The following is a 19,256-nucleotide window of genomic DNA, read 5'->3' on the forward strand; positions in this document are numbered from 1 at the left end:
CGTTATCGATCATCCTACGCGCTTCACATCCCCGACCAACAGGATATATGACAACGCACCGACCAACGCCACGGCAGAGATATACACCAGCGCCGGGGCAAAGCCGTAGTCCTGCGCCAGGTAGCCCACCACCAGCGGCACCGTGATGCCACCTAATCCACCGATAAAGTTGAACATCCCACCGGTCAAACCAATCAGGCGCACCGGCGCCAGCGACGACACCAGCGACCAGGTTATAGAGGCGAAGCCGTTGCCGAAGAACGCGATGGCCATCAGCGTCATAATCCACACCGGATCGTTGGTGTAGTTAGCCCCCATGATGCAGGTAGAGATCAGCAATCCGCAGATAATCGGCGTTTTACGCGCAAAACCAAGGGAACGCCCGCTGCGCACCAGACGATCAGCCACGATGCCAGAAAGAATCACACCAAAGAAGGCGGCCAGGAACGGCACGGTCGTCATAAAACCGGCCGTGAGCGCAGAGATGTGTTTTTCCTGCGTCAGATAGTTCGGGAACCAGGTCAGGAAGAACCACAGCGTGGAGGTAACAGCGAATTGCCCAAGATACACGCCGCACAGTTTGCGATGGAACACCAGTTTCCAGTCGGCAGCGGTGAGTTTGGTGCGCGTTTTTTTCGCCGCAGATGCATCGCCGTCCACCATCGCACCCCCTTCACGGATATAGTCCAGTTCCGCCTGGTTGATGCCTTTGCTCTGGCTTGGGGCTTGATAGAACTTGATCCACACCAGCGACCAGATGATGCCAATAGCGCCTGTGATGATGAACACCCAGTGCCAGCTCAACAGTTCCTGAATCCAGATCAGCAACGGTGTGAGAAAAGCGAGACCGACAAACTGACCAGAGGTATAAAAGCCCACGGCAGAGGCGCGCTCCTGCTCCGGGAACCAGCTGGTGACTAGGCGATTGTTGGTCGGGAACGCGGGCGCTTCAAAGATGCCGGTAATGGCACGCAAGCCAATCAGCGATAATAATCCGCTGGCAAAACCCTGGAATAACGTGGCGACCGACCAGCCGAAGATGGCAATAAAATAGGTCAGGCGGGAACCGACGCGATCGAGGAACCAGCCGCCGGGGATCTGGCACAGCGTATATAACCAGGCAAAGGCAGAGAAGACATATCCCATCTCCGCTTTACTGATGCCGAACTCTTCCTGAATATGCGCAGAGGCCACCGCTAAATTAGCGCGGTCGACATAGCAAATCACCACCGTAATAAAGATCATCAGCAGCGTAATATAACGACGCCGGGTTGGTTTGGCCTGAACAGCAGAGAGATCCATGGTGTGTCTCCGTAATCATATTTGTAGTTCAGGCGTGACGATGCCCGCCGCTACAAATGCAGGGTAAGGATAGTGAAGGTAAAACCGCACAGGCGGTAAATGTCATCTGCCGGGATAAGGCTGAGCGAGGCCCTATGCCTTATTTCACCGGCATATCTTTATCTAAAAGATTTTATAAATTCTTATACCCTAAATAATTCGACGTGCAGAAAGGTGGCAAGGGAATACATTCCCAGCAGCTTACTTAAGGTGAGTAAGCACAGCCAACGCATCTGTAGCTTAAATTATGACGGGTATTACCACTCAGCGACCGATCCGTCTGGGAAACGCCATAATGGATTACGCCAGTCCGGTGCATTCTTACTTCTTTCAATCACCAGCTCTTCGTTAATTTCCACGCCGAGACCCGGTTTATTCAGTGGATAGAAGTGACCATCATCCATTTTGAAATCATCTTTATTGATGACGTAATCCAGCAGTTCAGCACCCTGATTATAGTGAATGCCCATGCTTTGCTCCTGGAACACCGCGTTGCGTGACACGAAATCGACGTGCAGGCAGGCAGCCAGCGCGATGGGGCCGAGCGGGCAGTGTGGTGCCAGCGCCACATCGTAAGACTCCGCCATCGCGGCAATTTTGTAGCACTCGGTGATACCGCCCGCATGCGACAGATCCGGTTGCAGAATCGCCAGGCCGCCCGCTTCCAGCACGCGTTTGAACTCGAAGCGCGAGAACATACGTTCGCCTGCGGCAATCGGAATATGGGTTTGTGCCGCCAGACGCGGATAATATTCCGCCTGTTCCGCCAGCACCGGCTCTTCGATAAACAGCGGACGATACGGCTCCAGCTCTTTGATTAGCACTTTCGCCATTGGCGCACTGACGCGGCCGTGGAAATCGAGACCGAACTCAATCTCTTTGCCAAAGGCTTCGCGAATCTGTGCCACGGTATTCACCGCTGCATCCACTTTGCGCGAGTTGTCGATAATGCCCATCTCTTCGCATCCATTCAGCTTGAAGGTGTCGAAGCCAATCTTGCGCAATTTCTTGATGCCATCGACCACTTCTTCCGGACGATCGCCGCCTACCCAGCTATACGCCTTGATGCTGTCACGCACCAGACCACCAAGCAGCTGATACACCGGCACACCCAGCGCTTTGCCTTTGATATCCCACAATGCCTGGTCGATACCGGCGATGGCGCTCATCAAAATTGGACCGCCGCGATAGAATCCACCGCGATACATCACCTGCCACAAATCGTTGATGCGTGCCGGGTCCTGACCAATCAGATATTCCGACAGCTCATGCACGGCCGCTTCGACGCTGCGCGCGCGCCCTTCAATCACCGGTTCGCCCCAGCCAACGATGCCTTCATCGGTTTCGATTTTCAGGAACATCCAGCGCGGCGGCAGGCGATAAGTGGTCAGTTTGGTAATTTTCATCGTACAGCATCCTTATAAGCAGCAATAAATGCGCGAGCTTTCTCCACAGTGCGCGACAGCGGCTGGCCGGCGCGATAGAGATCGCTGCCCAAACCTGCGCCAATGCAGCCCGCGGCCAAAAATTCATGCAGGTTTTCTGGCGTCACGCCGCCCACCGCAAACACCGGCACTTCCGGCGGCAGCACCGCTTTCAAGGCCTTGATATAGCCCGGACCAAACGCCGATGATGGGAAGATTTTCAGCGCCTGGGCACCCGCCTGCAGTGCGGTGAAGGCTTCGGTAGCAGTGGCGCAACCTGCAGCAACAATCATCCCTTTCGCCACGGCCTGACGGATCACGGCCGCATCGGTATTCGGCGTCACCACCAGCTTACTGTTAAGCGTGGCCAGCTCATCGACCTGCGCCGGATGCAACACGGTGCCCGCACCGATCAACGCTTTATCGCCGAAAGTCTGCACCATCGCGCCGATGCTTTTGGCCCATTCCGGTGAATTCAGCGGGATCTCGATGGCATCGAAACCCGCTTCAATCAGGGCACCCACGTGCGCTTCGGCCTCATCTGGCGTGATGCCACGCAGGATGGCGATCAATGGCAATTTAGTGTGCCAGGTCATCTGCAATACTCCTTATTCCATGCTGGAACGCGCGGTCGCCTTCCAGGGTAACTGAATCCATGCCGATAAATTGCAGCGCCTGCTGATAACGCTGCGCCAGCGCATTTCCAGCAATAATGATGATCGGTTGGCTGCGATCCGCGTGTTGCGTCATCAACGCCACTTCATGGCCAATCAGCAGGCCGGATAGGAAATCGCTGATATGGCGACGATCGCGTGCGCCCAATACATGAGAAGCACGCACTTCGAACAGCCGGGAAAGGATCGATGCGTCGTGGCTGCCGACCGCTAAGCCCTCACGGAAAGCGGCAGGATTCTCTTCCTGTTCGGGTAAACCCGCGCCGATTAGCGACTGTTTCAGCAGCAGATGATGCAGTTCACCCGTCATCACCGTGCGAAAGTCCTGCACACGCTGCTGCTCCACCTGCACCCATTTGGCATGCGTGCCAGGCATCACATACTGCGTGGCGGGTTGCAGCGCTAAGGCGCCTAGCAATTGCGTTTCTTCACCGCGCATCACGTTGTAGTTGTCAGCACGTTCGACACTCAATCCCGGCACGATCCATGCTTTATCTTCAACGCGGGTCAGGCGGCTGCTGAGTTGGTCCAACGCCACCGGACAGGCCAGATAAGGCACTGCAAGCCAGCCTGCATTGCTACCGACCATGCCCGCCATCACTACCGGCACGTCATTCACTGGCCAGCCATCTGTCACACTGGCAAATACCTCTGCGGGTGTGCGTCCGCCAAGACGCGTGACGCCCGCTTCTGACCGGCGCTCATCAACGCAGTTGCCCTGCTGATAATGCCAGGCACGCAGATTAGTTGAGCCCCAATCAATCGCGATATAGCTGGTCACATAATCTCCTTGAGTCGGGCAGTGGAGCTGGCGATCATCGCTTTCGCCGCCTGTTCCGCCGCATCGCCATCCTGGTGTCGGATAGCATCAAATAGCGCTTTGTGTTCGGCTAAGGTGCGCGGCATGTTGCCGGAATCCGCCATGTAGGTTTTCGCAAACACCGCTTTCTGTAACTGGCTGATTGCCACGTTAAGCTGCTGCAATACCGGATTGTGCACCGAAGCTAGCACCGCTTCGTGGTAGCGGATATCCGCCTCATTGAATGCTTCCCGATCGAGATGATGAGCAACCATGTCGTTATAAGCCTGCTCAATCGCCGCCAAATCGTTGGAGGTCGCGCGTTCCGCCGACCAGCGCGCAATCTGCGGCTCCACCAGCACGCGCACTTCACTCATGGCGGCAATCAGTCTGGGATCTTGATCGTGCGCCAGTGCCCATTGCAGGACATCGCTGTCGAGGTAATTCCACTGATTGCGCGGCGTGACAAAGGCGCCACGGTAACGCTTCATCTCCATCAACCGCTTTGCCATCAGCGAGCGAAATACTTCGCGGATGATGTTGCGCGAGGTGCCAAACCGTTCACACAACTCGGCTTCGGCGGGCAACGCAGCGCCCGGCACATACTTCCCTGCTACAATTTCTTCACCCAGCGTCAGGATGATGCGCTCGGTTTTGCTTAATTGTTCTTGCGTCATGATGTTCCATTCAGTGAAAGACGGTAGCCCATCAGATTACTGCTTTCGTGTGGTGAAACCCAACTGACACCTTAATCTGCGATGCCGATTGTAGTACTAAAAATATTGGTTGTACTACAATCTGGATCACATAACAGACAATCCAGATGCGCGGGAATGCGCACCTGACGAAATCGAGCGGAAACCGGAGCGATCATTCGTCGTGTCGGCATTGATGGCGACCGATGGGCATTTGCAGGATGAGTTCAGAGAGGCGGACAGCTGCGCGCTGCCCGCAAAAGAAAGGATTACAGCACCAGCTCTTCAATGGCATGCGCGACGCCATCTTCCATATTGGTTTTGGTCACGAACTGCGCAATGTTTTTGACTGAATCAATGGCATTGCCCATCGCGACGCCCGTTCCCGCGTACTCAATCATCGCCAGGTCGTTTTCCTGATCGCCAATTGCCATGACTTCCGACTGATGCAGGCCGAGTTTGTCCGCCAGCATTTTCACGCCGTAGCCTTTGTTGACCAGTGGATTGAGAATTTCGAGGTAGTACGGTGCACTTTTCAGGATGGTGTAGCTGTCACGCGCACGCGCAGGCAGGCCAGCAATCGCTTTATCCAGCAGATGTGGCTTGTCGATCATCATCAGTTTAGGGAAACGAGTGGCCGGGTCCATCTCTTCCACCGCGCGGTAGCGTACCGGAATGCCGGTCAGGCTGGCTTCATGGATGGTGTATTCGCTGATGTCTTTATTTGGCGTGTAGAGGAAAGATTTGTCGAACGCCTGGAAATGTACACCGAGGTCGCGCGCCAGCTGCTCAAGGTAGAGATAGTCATCAAAACTGAGCGTCTGTTCAGCCACCACGTCGCCGCTATCCGCGCTGTGCACCAGCGCACCATTGTTACTGATGCAATACTGGCCGGGCTGCTGCATATCCAGTTCCATCAGGTAGCGCTCGACACCTACAAATGGACGGCCAGTCGCCAGCACGATAGAGACACCTTTATCGCGTGCACGACCAATGGCCGATTTCACCGCCGCCGTCACTTCGTGCTGCGGGTTAAGCAGCGTGCCGTCCATATCGATCGCAATCAATTTTATCGCCATAACATCCTCGGTTAAGTCAGAGTTTGTTTAATGCTAGCGCGATTCAGCTCACATTGACCAGTTAATCGGCAACGGAGGGGGAGGTTAGTTTGTGTTGTCGCTTCCACGTCAGCACGTTGACCTTTTACAATCGGGAGGCGACTTGACTATATAAGCTATTGCTTATAAATTTGTATAAGCAATCACTTATATGGAGATTGCGTTATGTGGCAGGTCCAATTAACCGAGCCGTTTGAGGAGTGGTTGCTCCAGCAAGATAGTGGCTTAAGAAAACGCGTCGCGGCAGCGTTATTAAACCTTCAGCATTATGGCCCATTGCTCCCCCGCCCCTACGCTGACACGGTGAGCGGATCGCGCTTTCACAATATGAAAGAGCTCAGGGTGCAATATGCGGGTCACCCTATTCGCGCGTTTTATGCGTTCGATATTCAGCGTAAAGCTATCGTGTTGTGTGCTGGAGATAAAACGGGTGATAAGCATTTTTATCAGCGCATGATTGAATCTGCAGATGAAATTTTTTCCTGCCACCTGGCTGATCTGGAGGGTAAAGCAAATGACTGACCTTAAAGACTTTTTGAATGACACCTTTTCTGCCTCTGAACGTGCTGACATTCAGCAAATGGCTGATGAGCTGATCCTGGAAACCGGATTGCAGCTATTGCGCGAGGAGTTGGAGCTGTCACAAAAAACAGTGGCTGAAGCGATGGGGGTGAAGCAACCTCGTATCACACAGATTGAACAAGCGGGAGCCGATCAGCGCCTGATTACTATTAAACGTTATATTGAGGCGATGGGTGGAAAACTCAGCTTGTTGATTGAAATGCCGGATGGATCCGTAGGCAGGACGATTCGGGTTTAAACAGCTAAAAAAAACCCTTCCAGGTATGGAAGGGTTTTTTGTTCACATCAGATATCGATGTTAGCGGCTTTCAGCGCATTCTCTTCGATGAAGGCGCGGCGCGGTTCAACCGCATCGCCCATCAGCGTGGTGAACAGCTGGTCAGCCGCGATGGCGTCTTTGATGGTGACGCGCAGCATGCGGCGGCTATCTGGATCCATGGTGGTTTCCCACAGCTGCTCTGGGTTCATCTCGCCCAGACCTTTATAGCGCTGGACTGACAGACCACGGCGCGACTCTTTCACCAGCCACTCAATTGCCTGCTCGAAGCTGGTCACTGGCTGACGGCGATCGCCACGTTCGATAAACGCATCTTCTTCAATCAGACCGCGCAGCTGCTCGCCCAGACCACAGATTTTACGGTATTCCGGTCCATCAATGAACTCGCTGTCCATCGGATAGTCGGTATCAACGCCGTGCGTACGCACACGCAATACCGGTTCGAACACGTTCAGTTCGCTGTTGGTGCGTACGTGAGCCATGTAGCTGCTGCCGTGCGCTTCGCGCTCGCTCAGGTATGCGACTAAACCTTCAATCCAGCCTTTAACTGCGGCTTCATTGCTGAGATCGCTGAGGGTTGGATGGTAGATCAGGCCACGCAGCATTGCCGTTGGGAAGCGGCGTTCCATACGCTTGATCATGCGCTGGGTGCTGTTGAAATCGCCCACCAGATTTTCCAGCGGCTGGCCGCCGAGCGCCGGTGCGCTGGCGTTGGTGTGCAGTGTTGCACCATCAAGCGCGATAGCGATCTGGTACTGATCCATCGCTTCGTCATCTTTAATGTACTGTTCTTGCTTGCCTTTCTTCACTTTGTACAGTGGCGGCTGCGCAATATAAACATGACCACGCTCGACGATTTCCGGCATCTGACGATAGAAGAAGGTCAACAGCAGCGTACGGATGTGCGAGCCGTCGACGTCGGCATCGGTCATGATGATGATGCTGTGATAACGCAGTTTGTCCGGGTTGTATTCGTCGCGTCCGATACCACAACCGAGTGCGGTGATCAGTGTCGCCACTTCCTGAGAAGAGAGCATCTTGTCGAAACGCGCTTTCTCTACGTTGAGGATTTTACCTTTCAACGGCAGGATCGCCTGGTTCTTACGGTTACGTCCCTGCTTGGCAGAGCCGCCCGCTGAGTCCCCTTCCACTAAGTAGATTTCAGACAGTGCAGGGTCACGTTCCTGGCAATCCGCCAGCTTGCCTGGCAGACCCGCTAAGTCCAGCGCGCCTTTACGACGGGTCATTTCACGGGCGCGGCGTGCAGCTTCACGTGCACGCGCGGCATCGATGATTTTGCCAACCACGATTTTCGCGTCTGACGGGTTTTCCAGCAGGTATTCGCTCAGCAGTTCGTTCATCTGCTGCTCAACCGCAGATTTCACCTCAGAAGAGACCAGCTTGTCTTTGGTCTGTGAGGAGAACTTCGGATCCGGTACTTTCACCGAGACGACAGCAATCAGGCCTTCACGCGCATCATCACCGGTGGCGCTGACTTTGGCTTTTTTGCTGTAGCCTTCTTTGTCCATATAAGCGTTCAGCGTACGCGTCATTGCCGCACGGAAGCCCGCAAGGTGCGTACCGCCATCGCGCTGTGGAATGTTGTTGGTGAAGCAGTAGATGTTTTCCTGGAAACCATCGTTCCACTGCAGCGCCACTTCCACACCAATACCGTCTTTCTCGTTAGAGAAATAGAACACGGTTGGGTGAATCGGGGTTTTGTTCTTGTTGAGGTACTCAACAAACGCCTTGATGCCGCCTTCGTAGTGGAAGTGGTCGCTCTTGCCGTCACGCTTGTCTTCCAGACGGATAGAAACACCCGAGTTCAGGAAGGAGAGTTCACGCAGGCGTTTCGCCAAAATGTCATACTCGAACTCCACCACATTGGTGAAGGTTTCGTAGCTCGGCCAGAAACGGACGCGTGTACCGGTGGTTTCAGTATCACCGGATACCGCCAGCGGTGCCTGCGGCACACCGTGCTGATAAATCTGCTGATGCACTTTACCTTCGCGGCGAATGGTCAGTTCCAGCTTCTGCGACAGGGCGTTAACCACTGACACGCCCACGCCGTGCAGACCACCGGACACTTTATACGAGTTATCGTCGAATTTACCGCCGGCGTGCAGCACGGTCATGATCACTTCTGCCGCAGACACACCCTCTTCCGGGTGAATGCCGGTCGGAATACCACGGCCATCATCCTGAACAGACACAGAATTGTCCGCATGGATGGTGACGACGATGTCACTACAGTGACCCGCGAGCGCTTCGTCGATTGCGTTATCCACGACCTCGAATACCATGTGATGCAGACCGGTGCCGTCATCGGTATCACCGATATACATACCCGGGCGTTTGCGTACCGCATCAAGCCCTTTAAGGACTTTGATACTTGAGGAGTCATAAGAATTCGACATCAACGTTTCTCGCTCATTTAATCTTCAGGTTGAACCGCTATTTTACCCTGTTCCACGCGGAACATCTTGCCCTTTTCGTCACTCATGTCGATTACATGTTCGACACCAATGGCGCTGACAAATACCTGAGCCTGCGTGGCTTTCAGGCGCTCGGCAAGCAACCGACGACGCGAATCGTCCAGCTCCGAGGCAAAGTCATCAATCAGGTACAAACAGCGACGTCCGCTGCTACGCGTCAGATATTCGCCCTGCGCTAAACGCAGTGCACACATCAGCAGCTTTAATTGACCGCGTGAGAGTAAATCTTCCACCGGCGTGCCTTCCGCACGGATACGAAAATCCGCTTTGTGCGGGCCGCTGGCGGTATAGGTGAGCGCGCGATCGCGCTCGAAATTACGTTCCAGCAGTTCGGCAAAGTCGCTCTCTTTATCCCAGCCGCGCTGAAACGAAAACGACAACTCAAACTCTGGTAAAAATTGACTGCAGGTAGCGATGATCTCTTTCGAGATCGCCGCACTGTATTCGGCGCGCCACTGGCTAATCTGTTCGGCCAGCGGCACCAGTTCCTGATCCCACGGGCGAATTTGGCTGTAACGCGAAACTTGTCTCAGCGCGGCGTTACGCTGTTTCATCAGACGCCGTAGATTATTCCAGGCATTGAAGAAACCGGGTGCGGAGTGGAAACAGCCCCAATCAATATAAGCTCTACGATATTTGGGGCCGCCGTTGAGCAAAGTAAACCCTTCCGGCGTGATCAACTGCATCGGCAGCAACTGCGCCAGCTCCGCCACTTTATGACCGTCACTGCCGTCGATGCGCACTTTGCTATCACCGGCGCGATTTTTGGTCAGCCCCACGGCCAATTCGCGCTCACTGCCTTCAATTCGTCCGTGCAGGACAAACGCATCCTGATCGTGACGAATGACGCGTCCAGCCTGCAAACTGCGAAATGCGCGGCCATGTCCGAGGGTGTAGATAGCCTCCAGCACGCTGGTTTTACCGCTGCCGTTAGCACCCACGAGGAAATTAAAGCCTGGTGCCAGCGTGAGATCGGCCTGCTCGATGTTGCGGAAATCTTTAATCAGGAGGCGGGTTAAAGCCATGAACGAATCCAGCTGCGCATTAAGAAGTGGTTTTCACCTAACCCTGCAATCGAGGGCGTTAGCGGCGAAGCTAGTTTGCTCACGGCCAGCGCGCAGGCCCTGGGAGCATACTGAAGTATGTGACCAGGGACGAGCACTGCCCGGGAGCAAAATAGCGAGTAAGTTAGCCCGCTATAAGATCACAAGCGCATGGGCATGACGACGTATGCCGCCGCTGGGCTGGCAACGTCTTCAATCTGCACACTCGAAACCGAATCGGTCAGCAGCAACCGCACGTTTTCGCACTTCAGCGCATTCAGCACATCCAGCACGTAACTCACGTTAAAGCCAATCTCCAGTTCAGTGCCGCTGTACGACACATCCAGCATCTCTTCCGCTTCTTCCTGTTCAGGGTTATTGGCGGTGATCTTGAGCTGATTCTCGGTGATATAGATGCGAACACCGCGGAATTTCTCATTGGAGAGAATCGCTGCACGGGCAAACGCCTGTTTCAGCAGATCGCATCCCGCTTCCAGCGCTTTGTCCGGGTTTTTCGGCAATACGCGGCGATAATCCGGGAAACGGCCATCAACCAGCTTAGAGGTAAAGATAAAGTCACCAACGTGGGCGCGAATGTTGCTGCTGCCGATCTGTACCTGCAGCGGAGTCTCGCCGCCATCAAGTAAACGGACTAATTCAATCACACCTTTACGTGGCACGATCACCGAATGGTTAGGCAACGCCTGGCCAATCGGCATGGAGCATACCGCCAGACGGTGACCATCGGTGGCGACAGTGCGCAGCTCTTCACCTTCGGTCTCAAACAGCATGCCGTTGAGGTAGTAACGCACATCCTGATGCGCCATCGAGAACTGGGTCGCTTCAATCAGACGTTTCAGCGTGGCCTGTGGCAAGGTGAACTCCACCTCGCTCTGCCAGTCATCCAGATTAGGGAAGTCAGTGGCGGGCAGCGTCGATAAGGAAAAACGGCTGCGGCCAGAACGCACCAGCATTCTGTCACCTTCCAGCGTCAGGCTAATTTCCGCGCCCTCTGGCAAACCGCGGCAGATATCGAGGAATTTACGCGCGGGCACGGTGGTCGCACCGGGCTCGTGGGGCTGCGTTAATGCAACGCGGGCCACCATCTCCATTTCCAAATCGGTGCCGGTCAGACGCAGTACGCCTTCACTCACCTGCAACAGTAAATTTCCGAGGATCGGTAAGGTCGGACGTCCACCAAGCGGGCCGCTAACCTGTTGCAGTGGTTTCAGCAACTGCTCACGTTCTACAATAAATTTCATATGCGTCAGGAAGATAATGTTCGAATGAGGTTAGAGAAATCTTCTTTGATGTCGTGGCTCTCTTCACGCAACTGCTCAATTTTACGGCAGGCATGGAGCACGGTGGTATGATCGCGGCCACCAAACGCATCGCCAATTTCCGGCAGGCTATGGTTGGTCAACTCTTTCGCCATTGCCATTGCCATCTGACGCGGACGTGCCACCGAGCGCGAACGGCGCTTCGACAGTAAATCCGCGACTTTGATCTTGTAGTATTCGGCCACCGTTTTCTGGATGTTATCGATGGTGACCAGCTTTTCCTGCAGCGCCAGCAAATCGCGCAGCGCTTCGCGCACGAAATCGATGGTGATCGCGCGGCCGGTAAAGTTGGCATTGGCGATGACGCGGTTCAGCGCCCCTTCCAGCTCACGCACATTGGAGCGCAGACGCTTGGCAATAAAGAAGGCGACTTCGCCCGGCAGGCGAATATCGTTTTCATCCGCTTTCTTCATCAGGATCGCCACACGCGTTTCCAGCTCAGGCGGCTCGATCGCGACGGTTAATCCCCAGCCAAAGCGCGACTTCAGGCGATCTTCAACACCATTGATCTCTTTTGGATAGCGATCCGAGGTCAAAATGATCTGCTGATTGCCTTCCAGCAGGGCGTTAAAGGTATGGAAAAACTCTTCCTGCGAGCGCTCTTTATTGGCAAAGAACTGAATGTCATCGATCAACAGTGCATCGACGGAGCGGTAATAACGCTTAAATTCTTCAATGGCGTTGTTCTGCAGCGCTTTTACCATGTCCTGCACAAAACGTTCTGAGTGCATGTAAACCACTTTGGCATTCGGCTTGCGCGCAATAATGCCATTTCCCACCGCATGTAACAGGTGGGTTTTACCTAAACCGGTTCCGCCATAAAGGAAGAGCGGGTTGTAAGCACCACCAGGATTATCCGCCACCTGACGTGCCGCCGCGCGCGCCAGCTGGTTAGATTTACCTTCAACGAAGTTATCGAAGTTATGGCGGTTATTCACATTTGAGCGGTAGGTGACATCCGCCGGAGCGGGCACTGAGTCCCAGCTTGGACGCAAGATTTGCGCCGGAGCAGGACGGTTTTCAACAGGAGCAGGGGTGCTGTAAGCCGCCATGGCAGGCTGGCTGGCTGCAACCTGCGCAGCCGGGCGCGTGCCTACTTCAAAACGCAGCAAAGGCACATTCGGACCGCAGAATTCATTCAGCAGCCCATTAATACTATTGAGATATTTATCCCGAACCCAGTCGAGTACAAACCGATTTGGTGCATACAAGGTCAGCGTATTGTCGTTTAATTCAGCTTGCAGCGGACGAATCCACATGCTGAATTCGGTGGCAGGAAGCTCATCCTGCAAACGGGCAAGACACTGTTGCCAAAGCGTAAGTGACACGGCGGACTCCACTCGTACAAAATCGATAAGAATTTCAGGCGCTAATAATAGAAACTGTCTTTTTTGACACAGGCGATCAGAAAGCGCCTGCGACCGCTATCCGCGGTAGTCATCCCTGGCGATCGCAGTGAGGATCGTCAGCGGAAGGGCGGATCATAGCGCAAAGCGGCACAGAGATCTTCCCTTTCTACACAGTTTTGATCCAATTTATCCACAGGCTAGTGAAGCGCTAATGAGTTTACGCTTTCTGTGGAAAAAGCGAGCGGGGATCTTGCTGAAAGAGGCAATTTTTCTGGTCGCCTCTCGTTTCCGCGCAATAAATCTGCAAATTGATCGCAAGAAGATCCTGCGCGATCCTTGCGCTTTACCCTATAGCCCGTATAATTCCCCACCCGGCATTATTGCGTGAAGCCTTGATGCCCGGAATCAGCGGGCTGTATCTGGTTTCCAGGTGCCGCGAACTGCGAAGTAAATTGACTCTGGACTGTACAATTATTACAATCCCGCCTCTTTATTAAAGACACATTGAGGCGTAGGTCGATTTACTGGCCCGAAAACGCGTCACCCAGTGAAAATTTTCAAGTTTAGGTAGAAATCGCCATGAAACGCACTTTTCAACCGTCCGTACTGAAGCGCAACCGTTCACACGGTTTCCGTGCTCGTATGGCAACAAAAAATGGTCGTCAGGTTCTGGCACGTCGTCGTGCTAAAGGCCGTGCTCGTTTGACCGTTTCTAAGTAATAAAGCTAACCCTCGTGGTTAAGCTCGCATTTCCCAGGGAGTTACGTTTGTTAACTCCCACTCATTTCACTTTCGTCTTCCAGCAGCCACAAAGAGCCGGTACGCCGCAAATCACCATCCTCGGCCGCCTTAACTCGCTGGGGCATCCCCGCATCGGTCTTACCGTCGCCAAAAAGCATGTGAAACGCGCCCATGAACGCAACCGGATCAAGCGATTGACCCGTGAAAGCTTTCGTCTGCGCCAACACGAGCTGCCTGCGATGGATTTTGTCATCGTGGCGAAAAAGGGGATTGCTGACCTCGATAACCGTGCGTTAACGGAAGCGTTGGAGAAATTATGGCGTCGTCACTGTCGCCTGGCTCGCGGCTCCTGATCGCCCTGATACGCGTTTATCAACGCGCCATCAGCCCACTACTTGGACCTCATTGTCGGTTCCATCCCACCTGCTCGCAGTATGGGATTGAGGCATTACGTCGTTTCGGCGTCGTAAAAGGTAGTTGGTTGACGATAAAACGCGTATTAAAATGCCACCCTTTGAACCCGGGTGGTGACGATCCTGTGCCGCCAAAAACCTTTGATACCAGAGAACATTAACGATGGATTCGCAACGCAATCTCTTTCTCATCGCTTTTCTGTTCGTGTCTTTTATGATCTGGCAAGCCTGGCAGACGGACCACGCTCCGCAGCCACAGCAGACTCAGACCACGCAGAACACAAGCAGCGCAGCGGGTGATGCCGCCTCTTCCGGCGTGCCGGCTAGCGGTCAGGGCCAAACGATCACCGTTAAGACTGATGTCCTGTCACTCAGCATCAATACTCGCGGTGGCGATATTGAGCAGGCACAGCTGCTGACTTACCCAGACAAACTGGGTTCAGACGCACCGTTCCAGTTGCTGGAAACCACCCCTGCCTTCGTTTATCAGGCGCAGAGTGGCTTAACCGGTCGTAATGGCCCGGATAACCCGAACAATGGCGCTCGCCCACTGTTCACCACCACTCAGGATCACTTCGAGATGGCCGATGGCCAGACCGAGCTGCGTGTACCACTGACCTGGACCGATGAAAAAGGTGTGGTTTATACCAAAACCTTCGTGTTCAAGCGTGGCGACTTCGCGGTTAACGTTGACTACAACATCAATAACGCCTCGCAGCAGCCGCTGGAAGTGTCGATGTTCGGTCAGCTGAAGCAGACCATTGATCTGCCGAAGCACCGTGATACCGGCAGCAATAACTTTGCCCTGCACACCTTCCGTGGCGCAGCGTACTCGACCAGCGAAGCGAAATACGAAAAATACAAATTCGATACCATCGCGGATAACGAGAACCTGAACGCGACCACCAGCAATGGTTGGGTGGCGATGCTGCAGCAGTACTTCGCCACAGCATGGGTGCCGCGCACTCAGGGTAACAATACGCTGTACACCAGCAACCTCGGCAATGGCATTGCGGCTATCGGTTATAAATCTGCACCGGTTACCGTAGCAGCTGGCGCACAGCAAGACCTGGGCGCGACCCTGTGGTTGGGGCCAGAAATCCAGGACAAGATGGCCGCTATCGCGCCTCACCTGGATCTGACCGTAGATTACGGTTGGTTGTGGTTCATCTCTCAGCCACTGTTTAAGCTGCTGAAGTTCCTGCACAGCTTTATCGGTAACTGGGGCTTCTCGATTATCGTTATCACCTTCATCGTTCGTGGCATCATGTACCCGCTGACCAAAGCACAGTACACCTCCATGGCGAAGATGCGCATGCTGCAGCCGAAGATTCAGGCCATGCGTGAGCGTCTGGGCGATGACAAGCAGAAGCAGAGCCAGGAAATGATGGCGCTGTATAAAGCAGAGAAAGTGAACCCGCTGGGCGGCTGCTTACCTCTGGTTATCCAGATGCCAATCTTCCTGGCCTTGTACTACATGCTGTCAGGTTCGATTGAACTGCGTCATGCACCGTTCATTCTGTGGATTCATGACCTGTCCGCGCAGGATCCGTACTACATTCTGCCGGTAATCATGGGTATCACCATGTTCTTCATCCAGAAGATGTCACCGACCACCGTGACCGATCCGATGCAGCAGAAGATCATGACCTATATGCCGGTTATCTTTACCGTGTTCTTCCTGTGGTTCCCTGCGGGTCTGGTGCTGTACTACATCGTCAGTAACCTGGTGACCATCCTCCAGCAGCAGCTGATTTATCGCGGGCTGGAAAAACGTGGTCTGCACAGCCGCGACAAGAAGAAAGCGTAACGTCTGACTGCAACAGCAGCAGCGTATACTCAAGGGGCGGCATTTATGTCGCCCTGTTTTTTTTCAAAATTTGTACCCTAAATAATTCGAGCTGCAGCACAAAAGCGTCGTGAGGCGCTTTTGAACAGCGCTTGCGCTGGCCCGCAGGGTGAGGCCAATGGCCGAATCACGTGGCAAGCGAAAGAATCCTCAGGAGCTTACTCAAGTCAGTGACTGAGGTGAATGAGCACAGCCAACGCCGCTGCGGCTTGAAGTATGACGGGTAAGAGAGAGAATCATGAGCCACAGCGACACCATCGTTGCCCAGGCGACACCTCCCGGCCGTGGCGGCGTCGGCATTCTGCGTATTTCCGGCGCTAAAGCCGCTGACGTCGCGCAAGCCGTGCTCGGCAAATTGCCGAAACCGCGCTATGCCGACTACTTGCCGTTCAACGATGCGGATGGCAGCGTGCTGGATCAGGGAATTGCGCTGTGGTTTCCTGGCCCCAACTCTTTCACCGGCGAAGATGTGCTGGAGCTGCAGGGTCACGGCGGCCCGGTGATTCTGGATCTGCTGCTGAAACGCATCGTGGCGCTGCCGGGTGTACGCATCGCTCAGCCGGGTGAATTCTCCGAACGTGCGTTCCTCAACGACAAACTCGATCTGGCGCAGGCGGAAGCGATCGCCGACCTGATCGACGCCAGTTCAGAGCAGGCCGCGCGTTCCGCCGTGAACTCACTGCAAGGCGCATTTTCCCTGCGCATCAATACACTCGTGGAAGCACTCACTCACCTGCGCATCTACGTGGAGGCCGCTATCGACTTCCCGGATGAGGAGATCGATTTTCTGTCTGACGGCAAAATCGAAGGTCAGCTAAATGCGGTGATCGGCGATCTTGATAACGTGCGTGCCGAAGCGCGTCAGGGCAGCCTGCTGCGTGAAGGAATGAAAGTGGTGATTGCTGGTCGTCCTAATGCCGGTAAATCCAGCTTGCTGAATGCTCTCGCCGGTCGTGAAGCCGCGATTGTCACCGATATCGCTGGCACCACGCGTGACGTACTGCGTGAGCATATTCATATCGACGGCATGCCGCTGCACATCATCGATACTGCGGGGCTGCGTGAAGCCAATGATGAAGTTGAGCGCATTGGAATTGAACGCGCCTGGCAGGAAATCGAGCAAGCCGATCGCGTGCTGTTTATGGTGGATGGCACCACCACCGACGCCACAGAAGCGGCCGCAATCTGGCCTGATTTCGTCGCACGTTTACCGGCACAACTGCCGATTACCGTGGTGCGTAACAAAGCCGATATGACCGGCGAAGTGCTGGGTCTGACAGAAGTGAATGACCACTCACTGATTCGTCTCTCTGCGCGGACGGGGGAAGGCGTGGATGCACTGCGCGACCATCTAAAACAGAGCATGGGCTTCTCTGGCAATATGGAAGGTGGCTTCCTGGCACGCCGCCGCCATCTGCAGGCATTGGAGTTAGCAGCCACTCACTTACAGCAGGGTAAAGACCAGCTGCTGGGTGCATGGGCCGGTGAACTGCTGGCGGAAGAGCTGCGTCTGGCGCAGCAGGCACTGAGCGAGATCACCGGTGAGTTTACCTCCGACGATCTGCTCGGCAGGATTTTCTCCAGCTTCTGTATTGGGAAGTAATCCTCCCCCTGTTTCCCCCATCACTGTTTGGTTGGGGGAAACATGCGTCTTTGTTATTTGGCACCCCCTCTCCTTTGCAGTATAACGATCGCTGGCCCGTGCTAAAGCGTATCGGCCTCACCCACGATTCATGCTAAACATTAGGCGCAAGTTGCTGCCTGAACAGGAGAGAAACATGAGTACACCGCTCGACAGCGTGGCGCTGAACGCGCTGTTCAATGACGCTCGCACCCACAGCTACTGGCAGGACAAACCGATTTCTCATGATGTGCTGCAGCAACTCTATAGCCTGACCGCGCTCGGCCCGACTTCAGCCAACTGTTCACCAGGACGGTTCGTGTTTGTCACTTCGCAGGAAGGCAAAGAGAAGCTGAAACCTGCACTCTCCTCCGGCAACGTGGACAAAACCATGGCAGCACCGGCAACGGTGATCGTGGCGTGGGATCCTGAGTTCTATGAAGCGCTGCCCAAACTCTTCCCGCACGGTGATGCACGCAGCTGGTTCACCAGCAGCCCGGATCTGGCGAAAGAGACGGCCTTCCGCAATAGCAGCCTGCAGGCAGGATATTTAATTCTGGCGGCGCGTTCGCTGGGGCTGGATGCCGGCCCTATGTCCGGTTTTGACCCATCAAAAGTCAATGAAGCCTTCTTTAGCGAAAGCAAATGGCAGGTGAATTTACTGATTAACCTTGGCTACGGTGAAGCCAGCAAACTGCATGCGCGTTTACCGCGCCTTGGCTTTGATGAAGCCAGCAAATTTGCCTGATTGATTCCAGGCGTCGGGCATTGCGCGACGCCTGTCACTCACATTAGCCCAGCGAGTGAAAACCGCTATTGAAGTACACCATCGGCTCCGCCGCTTCACCTGGCAGTGAAATGCCAACGATGCGCGCCAGCAGCACGCTGTGCGTATTCCACTCCACCACTTTCTCCAGCTGGCAGTCAAAACTCACCAATGCATCAGCCAGCACCGGTGCACCGGTGTTCAGCGTTTGCCACTCACCGCTTTGGAAGCGTTCTGCGCGACGTGCAGACTGACTGAACTGCGCGCATAAATCGTCATGCTGTTCACGCAAGACGTTCACAGCGAAATGGCCAGCATTCACAAATGCGTCGTGGCTGGATGCACTACGGTTAACACACACCAGCAGGCTTGGCGGCTCGGCAGCCAGTGAGCTAACGGAGGTCGCAATCAGACCCAGCTTTTCGCCCTGAAACTCGGTGGTTACTAAAGAAACGCCTGCGGTCAGGCGGCGCATACCATGACGAAATTCATCAAGTGAGATTGATTCCTGGCGAGTAAGTGAAGTTACTGACATAAAAAAACTCCGACGTGCATGCTGCTGCGATGGGCACGATTATCTTGAGGTGGATTGTTCACGCACTTCGATGTGCTTTTGGTTGCCCAAATCCTACACTACCTCAGACTTTACGGCACCCTATCCGCGCAAAATCAGCAAAAGCGTTATATGCAAATTCATCGGATGGGATTAGCCGCCGCTTCGGTCTTATC

19 protein-coding genes are annotated in these 19,256 nt (G+C 54.4%); 8 read left to right on the plus strand and 11 right to left on the minus strand.

The window, feature by feature from the left end:
* Nucleotides 1-9: 9 nt before the first annotated feature.
* From ACCW76_RS10250 to yidA, 6 genes are all read right to left on the minus strand, one after another.
* The gene (locus ACCW76_RS10250) at nucleotides 10-1,302 is read right to left on the minus strand and encodes an MFS transporter (protein ID WP_436338474.1); all 1,293 of its coding nucleotides are present in this window, start codon (nucleotides 1,300-1,302) and stop codon (nucleotides 10-12) included.
* A gap of 296 nt (nucleotides 1,303-1,598) precedes the next feature.
* Nucleotides 1,599-2,747 (minus strand): galactonate dehydratase, encoded by a 1,149-nt coding sequence (gene dgoD, locus ACCW76_RS10255; protein ID WP_038643943.1) that lies wholly within the window; start codon nucleotides 2,745-2,747, stop codon nucleotides 1,599-1,601.
* Complete coding sequence (locus ACCW76_RS10260; RefSeq protein WP_045833469.1) at nucleotides 2,744-3,361, minus strand: 2-dehydro-3-deoxy-6-phosphogalactonate aldolase; 618 nt, start codon at nucleotides 3,359-3,361, stop codon at nucleotides 2,744-2,746. The genes dgoD and ACCW76_RS10260 overlap by 4 nt, the downstream gene beginning before the upstream one ends.
* Nucleotides 3,345-4,220, minus strand: a complete 876-nt coding sequence (locus tag ACCW76_RS10265) for a 2-dehydro-3-deoxygalactonokinase (protein WP_200681070.1) — start codon at nucleotides 4,218-4,220, stop codon at nucleotides 3,345-3,347. Before ACCW76_RS10265 ends, ACCW76_RS10260 begins: the two co-directional genes overlap by 17 nt.
* Complete coding sequence (locus tag ACCW76_RS10270) at nucleotides 4,217-4,915, minus strand: FadR/GntR family transcriptional regulator (protein WP_034829999.1); 699 nt, start codon at nucleotides 4,913-4,915, stop codon at nucleotides 4,217-4,219. Before ACCW76_RS10270 ends, ACCW76_RS10265 begins: the two co-directional genes overlap by 4 nt.
* Before the next feature lie 287 nt (nucleotides 4,916-5,202).
* Entirely contained in the window at nucleotides 5,203-6,012 is an 810-nt protein-coding gene (gene yidA, locus ACCW76_RS10275) for a sugar-phosphatase (protein ID WP_038643948.1), read from the minus strand.
* A gap of 204 nt (nucleotides 6,013-6,216) precedes the next feature.
* Here yidA and ACCW76_RS10280 point away from each other — a divergent pair, with 204 nt between their 5' ends.
* Together ACCW76_RS10280 and ACCW76_RS10285 are read left to right on the plus strand one after the other, a co-directional pair.
* Nucleotides 6,217-6,573 carry a type II toxin-antitoxin system RelE/ParE family toxin gene (locus tag ACCW76_RS10280; RefSeq protein WP_038643949.1) on the plus strand — a complete coding sequence of 119 codons (357 nt, stop codon included), beginning with the start codon at nucleotides 6,217-6,219 and terminating at the stop codon, nucleotides 6,571-6,573.
* Nucleotides 6,566-6,871 carry a helix-turn-helix domain-containing protein gene (locus ACCW76_RS10285; protein WP_436338475.1) on the plus strand — a complete coding sequence of 102 codons (306 nt, stop codon included), beginning with the start codon at nucleotides 6,566-6,568 and terminating at the stop codon, nucleotides 6,869-6,871. The genes ACCW76_RS10280 and ACCW76_RS10285 overlap by 8 nt, the downstream gene beginning before the upstream one ends.
* 47 nt (nucleotides 6,872-6,918) lie before the next feature.
* Here the strand turns inward: ACCW76_RS10285 and gyrB are convergent, their stop codons facing one another.
* From gyrB to dnaA, 4 genes are all read right to left on the minus strand, one after another.
* Complete coding sequence (gyrB, locus tag ACCW76_RS10290) at nucleotides 6,919-9,327, minus strand: DNA topoisomerase (ATP-hydrolyzing) subunit B (RefSeq protein ID WP_034830003.1); 2,409 nt, start codon at nucleotides 9,325-9,327, stop codon at nucleotides 6,919-6,921.
* A gap of 17 nt (nucleotides 9,328-9,344) precedes the next feature.
* Nucleotides 9,345-10,430 (minus strand): DNA replication/repair protein RecF, encoded by a 1,086-nt coding sequence (gene recF, locus ACCW76_RS10295; RefSeq protein WP_034830004.1) that lies wholly within the window; start codon nucleotides 10,428-10,430, stop codon nucleotides 9,345-9,347.
* Between the two features lie 179 nt (nucleotides 10,431-10,609).
* Nucleotides 10,610-11,710, minus strand: a complete 1,101-nt coding sequence (dnaN, locus tag ACCW76_RS10300) for a DNA polymerase III subunit beta (protein WP_034830010.1) — start codon at nucleotides 11,708-11,710, stop codon at nucleotides 10,610-10,612.
* Between the two features lie 5 nt (nucleotides 11,711-11,715).
* On the minus strand, nucleotides 11,716-13,116 hold the full coding sequence (gene dnaA, locus ACCW76_RS10305) for a chromosomal replication initiator protein DnaA (protein ID WP_034830012.1): 1,401 nt from the start codon (nucleotides 13,114-13,116) through the stop codon (nucleotides 11,716-11,718).
* 600 nt (nucleotides 13,117-13,716) lie between these two features.
* Between dnaA and rpmH the strand changes: the two genes are divergently transcribed.
* The 6 genes from rpmH (at nucleotide 13,717) to ACCW76_RS10335 (ending at nucleotide 18,509) form a co-directional block, all read left to right on the plus strand.
* A complete protein-coding gene (rpmH, locus tag ACCW76_RS10310) occupies nucleotides 13,717-13,857 on the plus strand; it encodes a 50S ribosomal protein L34 (protein WP_000831330.1) in 141 nt (46 codons plus the stop codon).
* Between the two features lie 14 nt (nucleotides 13,858-13,871).
* Complete coding sequence (rnpA, locus tag ACCW76_RS10315) at nucleotides 13,872-14,231, plus strand: ribonuclease P protein component (RefSeq protein WP_034830013.1); 360 nt, start codon at nucleotides 13,872-13,874, stop codon at nucleotides 14,229-14,231.
* The gene (yidD, locus tag ACCW76_RS10320; RefSeq protein WP_007893564.1) at nucleotides 14,195-14,452 is read left to right on the plus strand and encodes a membrane protein insertion efficiency factor YidD; all 258 of its coding nucleotides are present in this window, start codon (nucleotides 14,195-14,197) and stop codon (nucleotides 14,450-14,452) included. Before rnpA ends, yidD begins: the two co-directional genes overlap by 37 nt.
* 2 nt (nucleotides 14,453-14,454) lie before the next feature.
* Nucleotides 14,455-16,101, plus strand: a complete 1,647-nt coding sequence (yidC, locus tag ACCW76_RS10325; protein WP_045833465.1) for a membrane protein insertase YidC — start codon at nucleotides 14,455-14,457, stop codon at nucleotides 16,099-16,101.
* 277 nt (nucleotides 16,102-16,378) lie between these two features.
* A complete protein-coding gene (mnmE, locus tag ACCW76_RS10330; protein ID WP_436338476.1) occupies nucleotides 16,379-17,743 on the plus strand; it encodes a tRNA uridine-5-carboxymethylaminomethyl(34) synthesis GTPase MnmE in 1,365 nt (454 codons plus the stop codon).
* Nucleotides 17,744-17,918: 175 nt separating this feature from the next.
* Nucleotides 17,919-18,509, plus strand: coding sequence for a malonic semialdehyde reductase (locus tag ACCW76_RS10335; RefSeq protein WP_038643955.1), 591 nt, complete (start codon nucleotides 17,919-17,921; stop codon nucleotides 18,507-18,509).
* A 43-nt stretch (nucleotides 18,510-18,552) separates the two neighbouring features.
* On the opposite strand, the gene ACCW76_RS10340 is transcribed toward ACCW76_RS10335, so the two are convergent.
* Nucleotides 18,553-19,062, minus strand: a complete 510-nt coding sequence (locus tag ACCW76_RS10340) for a flavin reductase family protein (RefSeq protein ID WP_034830017.1) — start codon at nucleotides 19,060-19,062, stop codon at nucleotides 18,553-18,555.
* Between the last annotated feature and the right edge of the window lie 194 nt (nucleotides 19,063-19,256).

It is taken from the genome of Pantoea sp. C8B4 (assembly GCF_051336905.1).
Lineage (GTDB): Bacteria > Pseudomonadota > Gammaproteobacteria > Enterobacterales > Enterobacteriaceae > Pantoea > Pantoea rwandensis_B.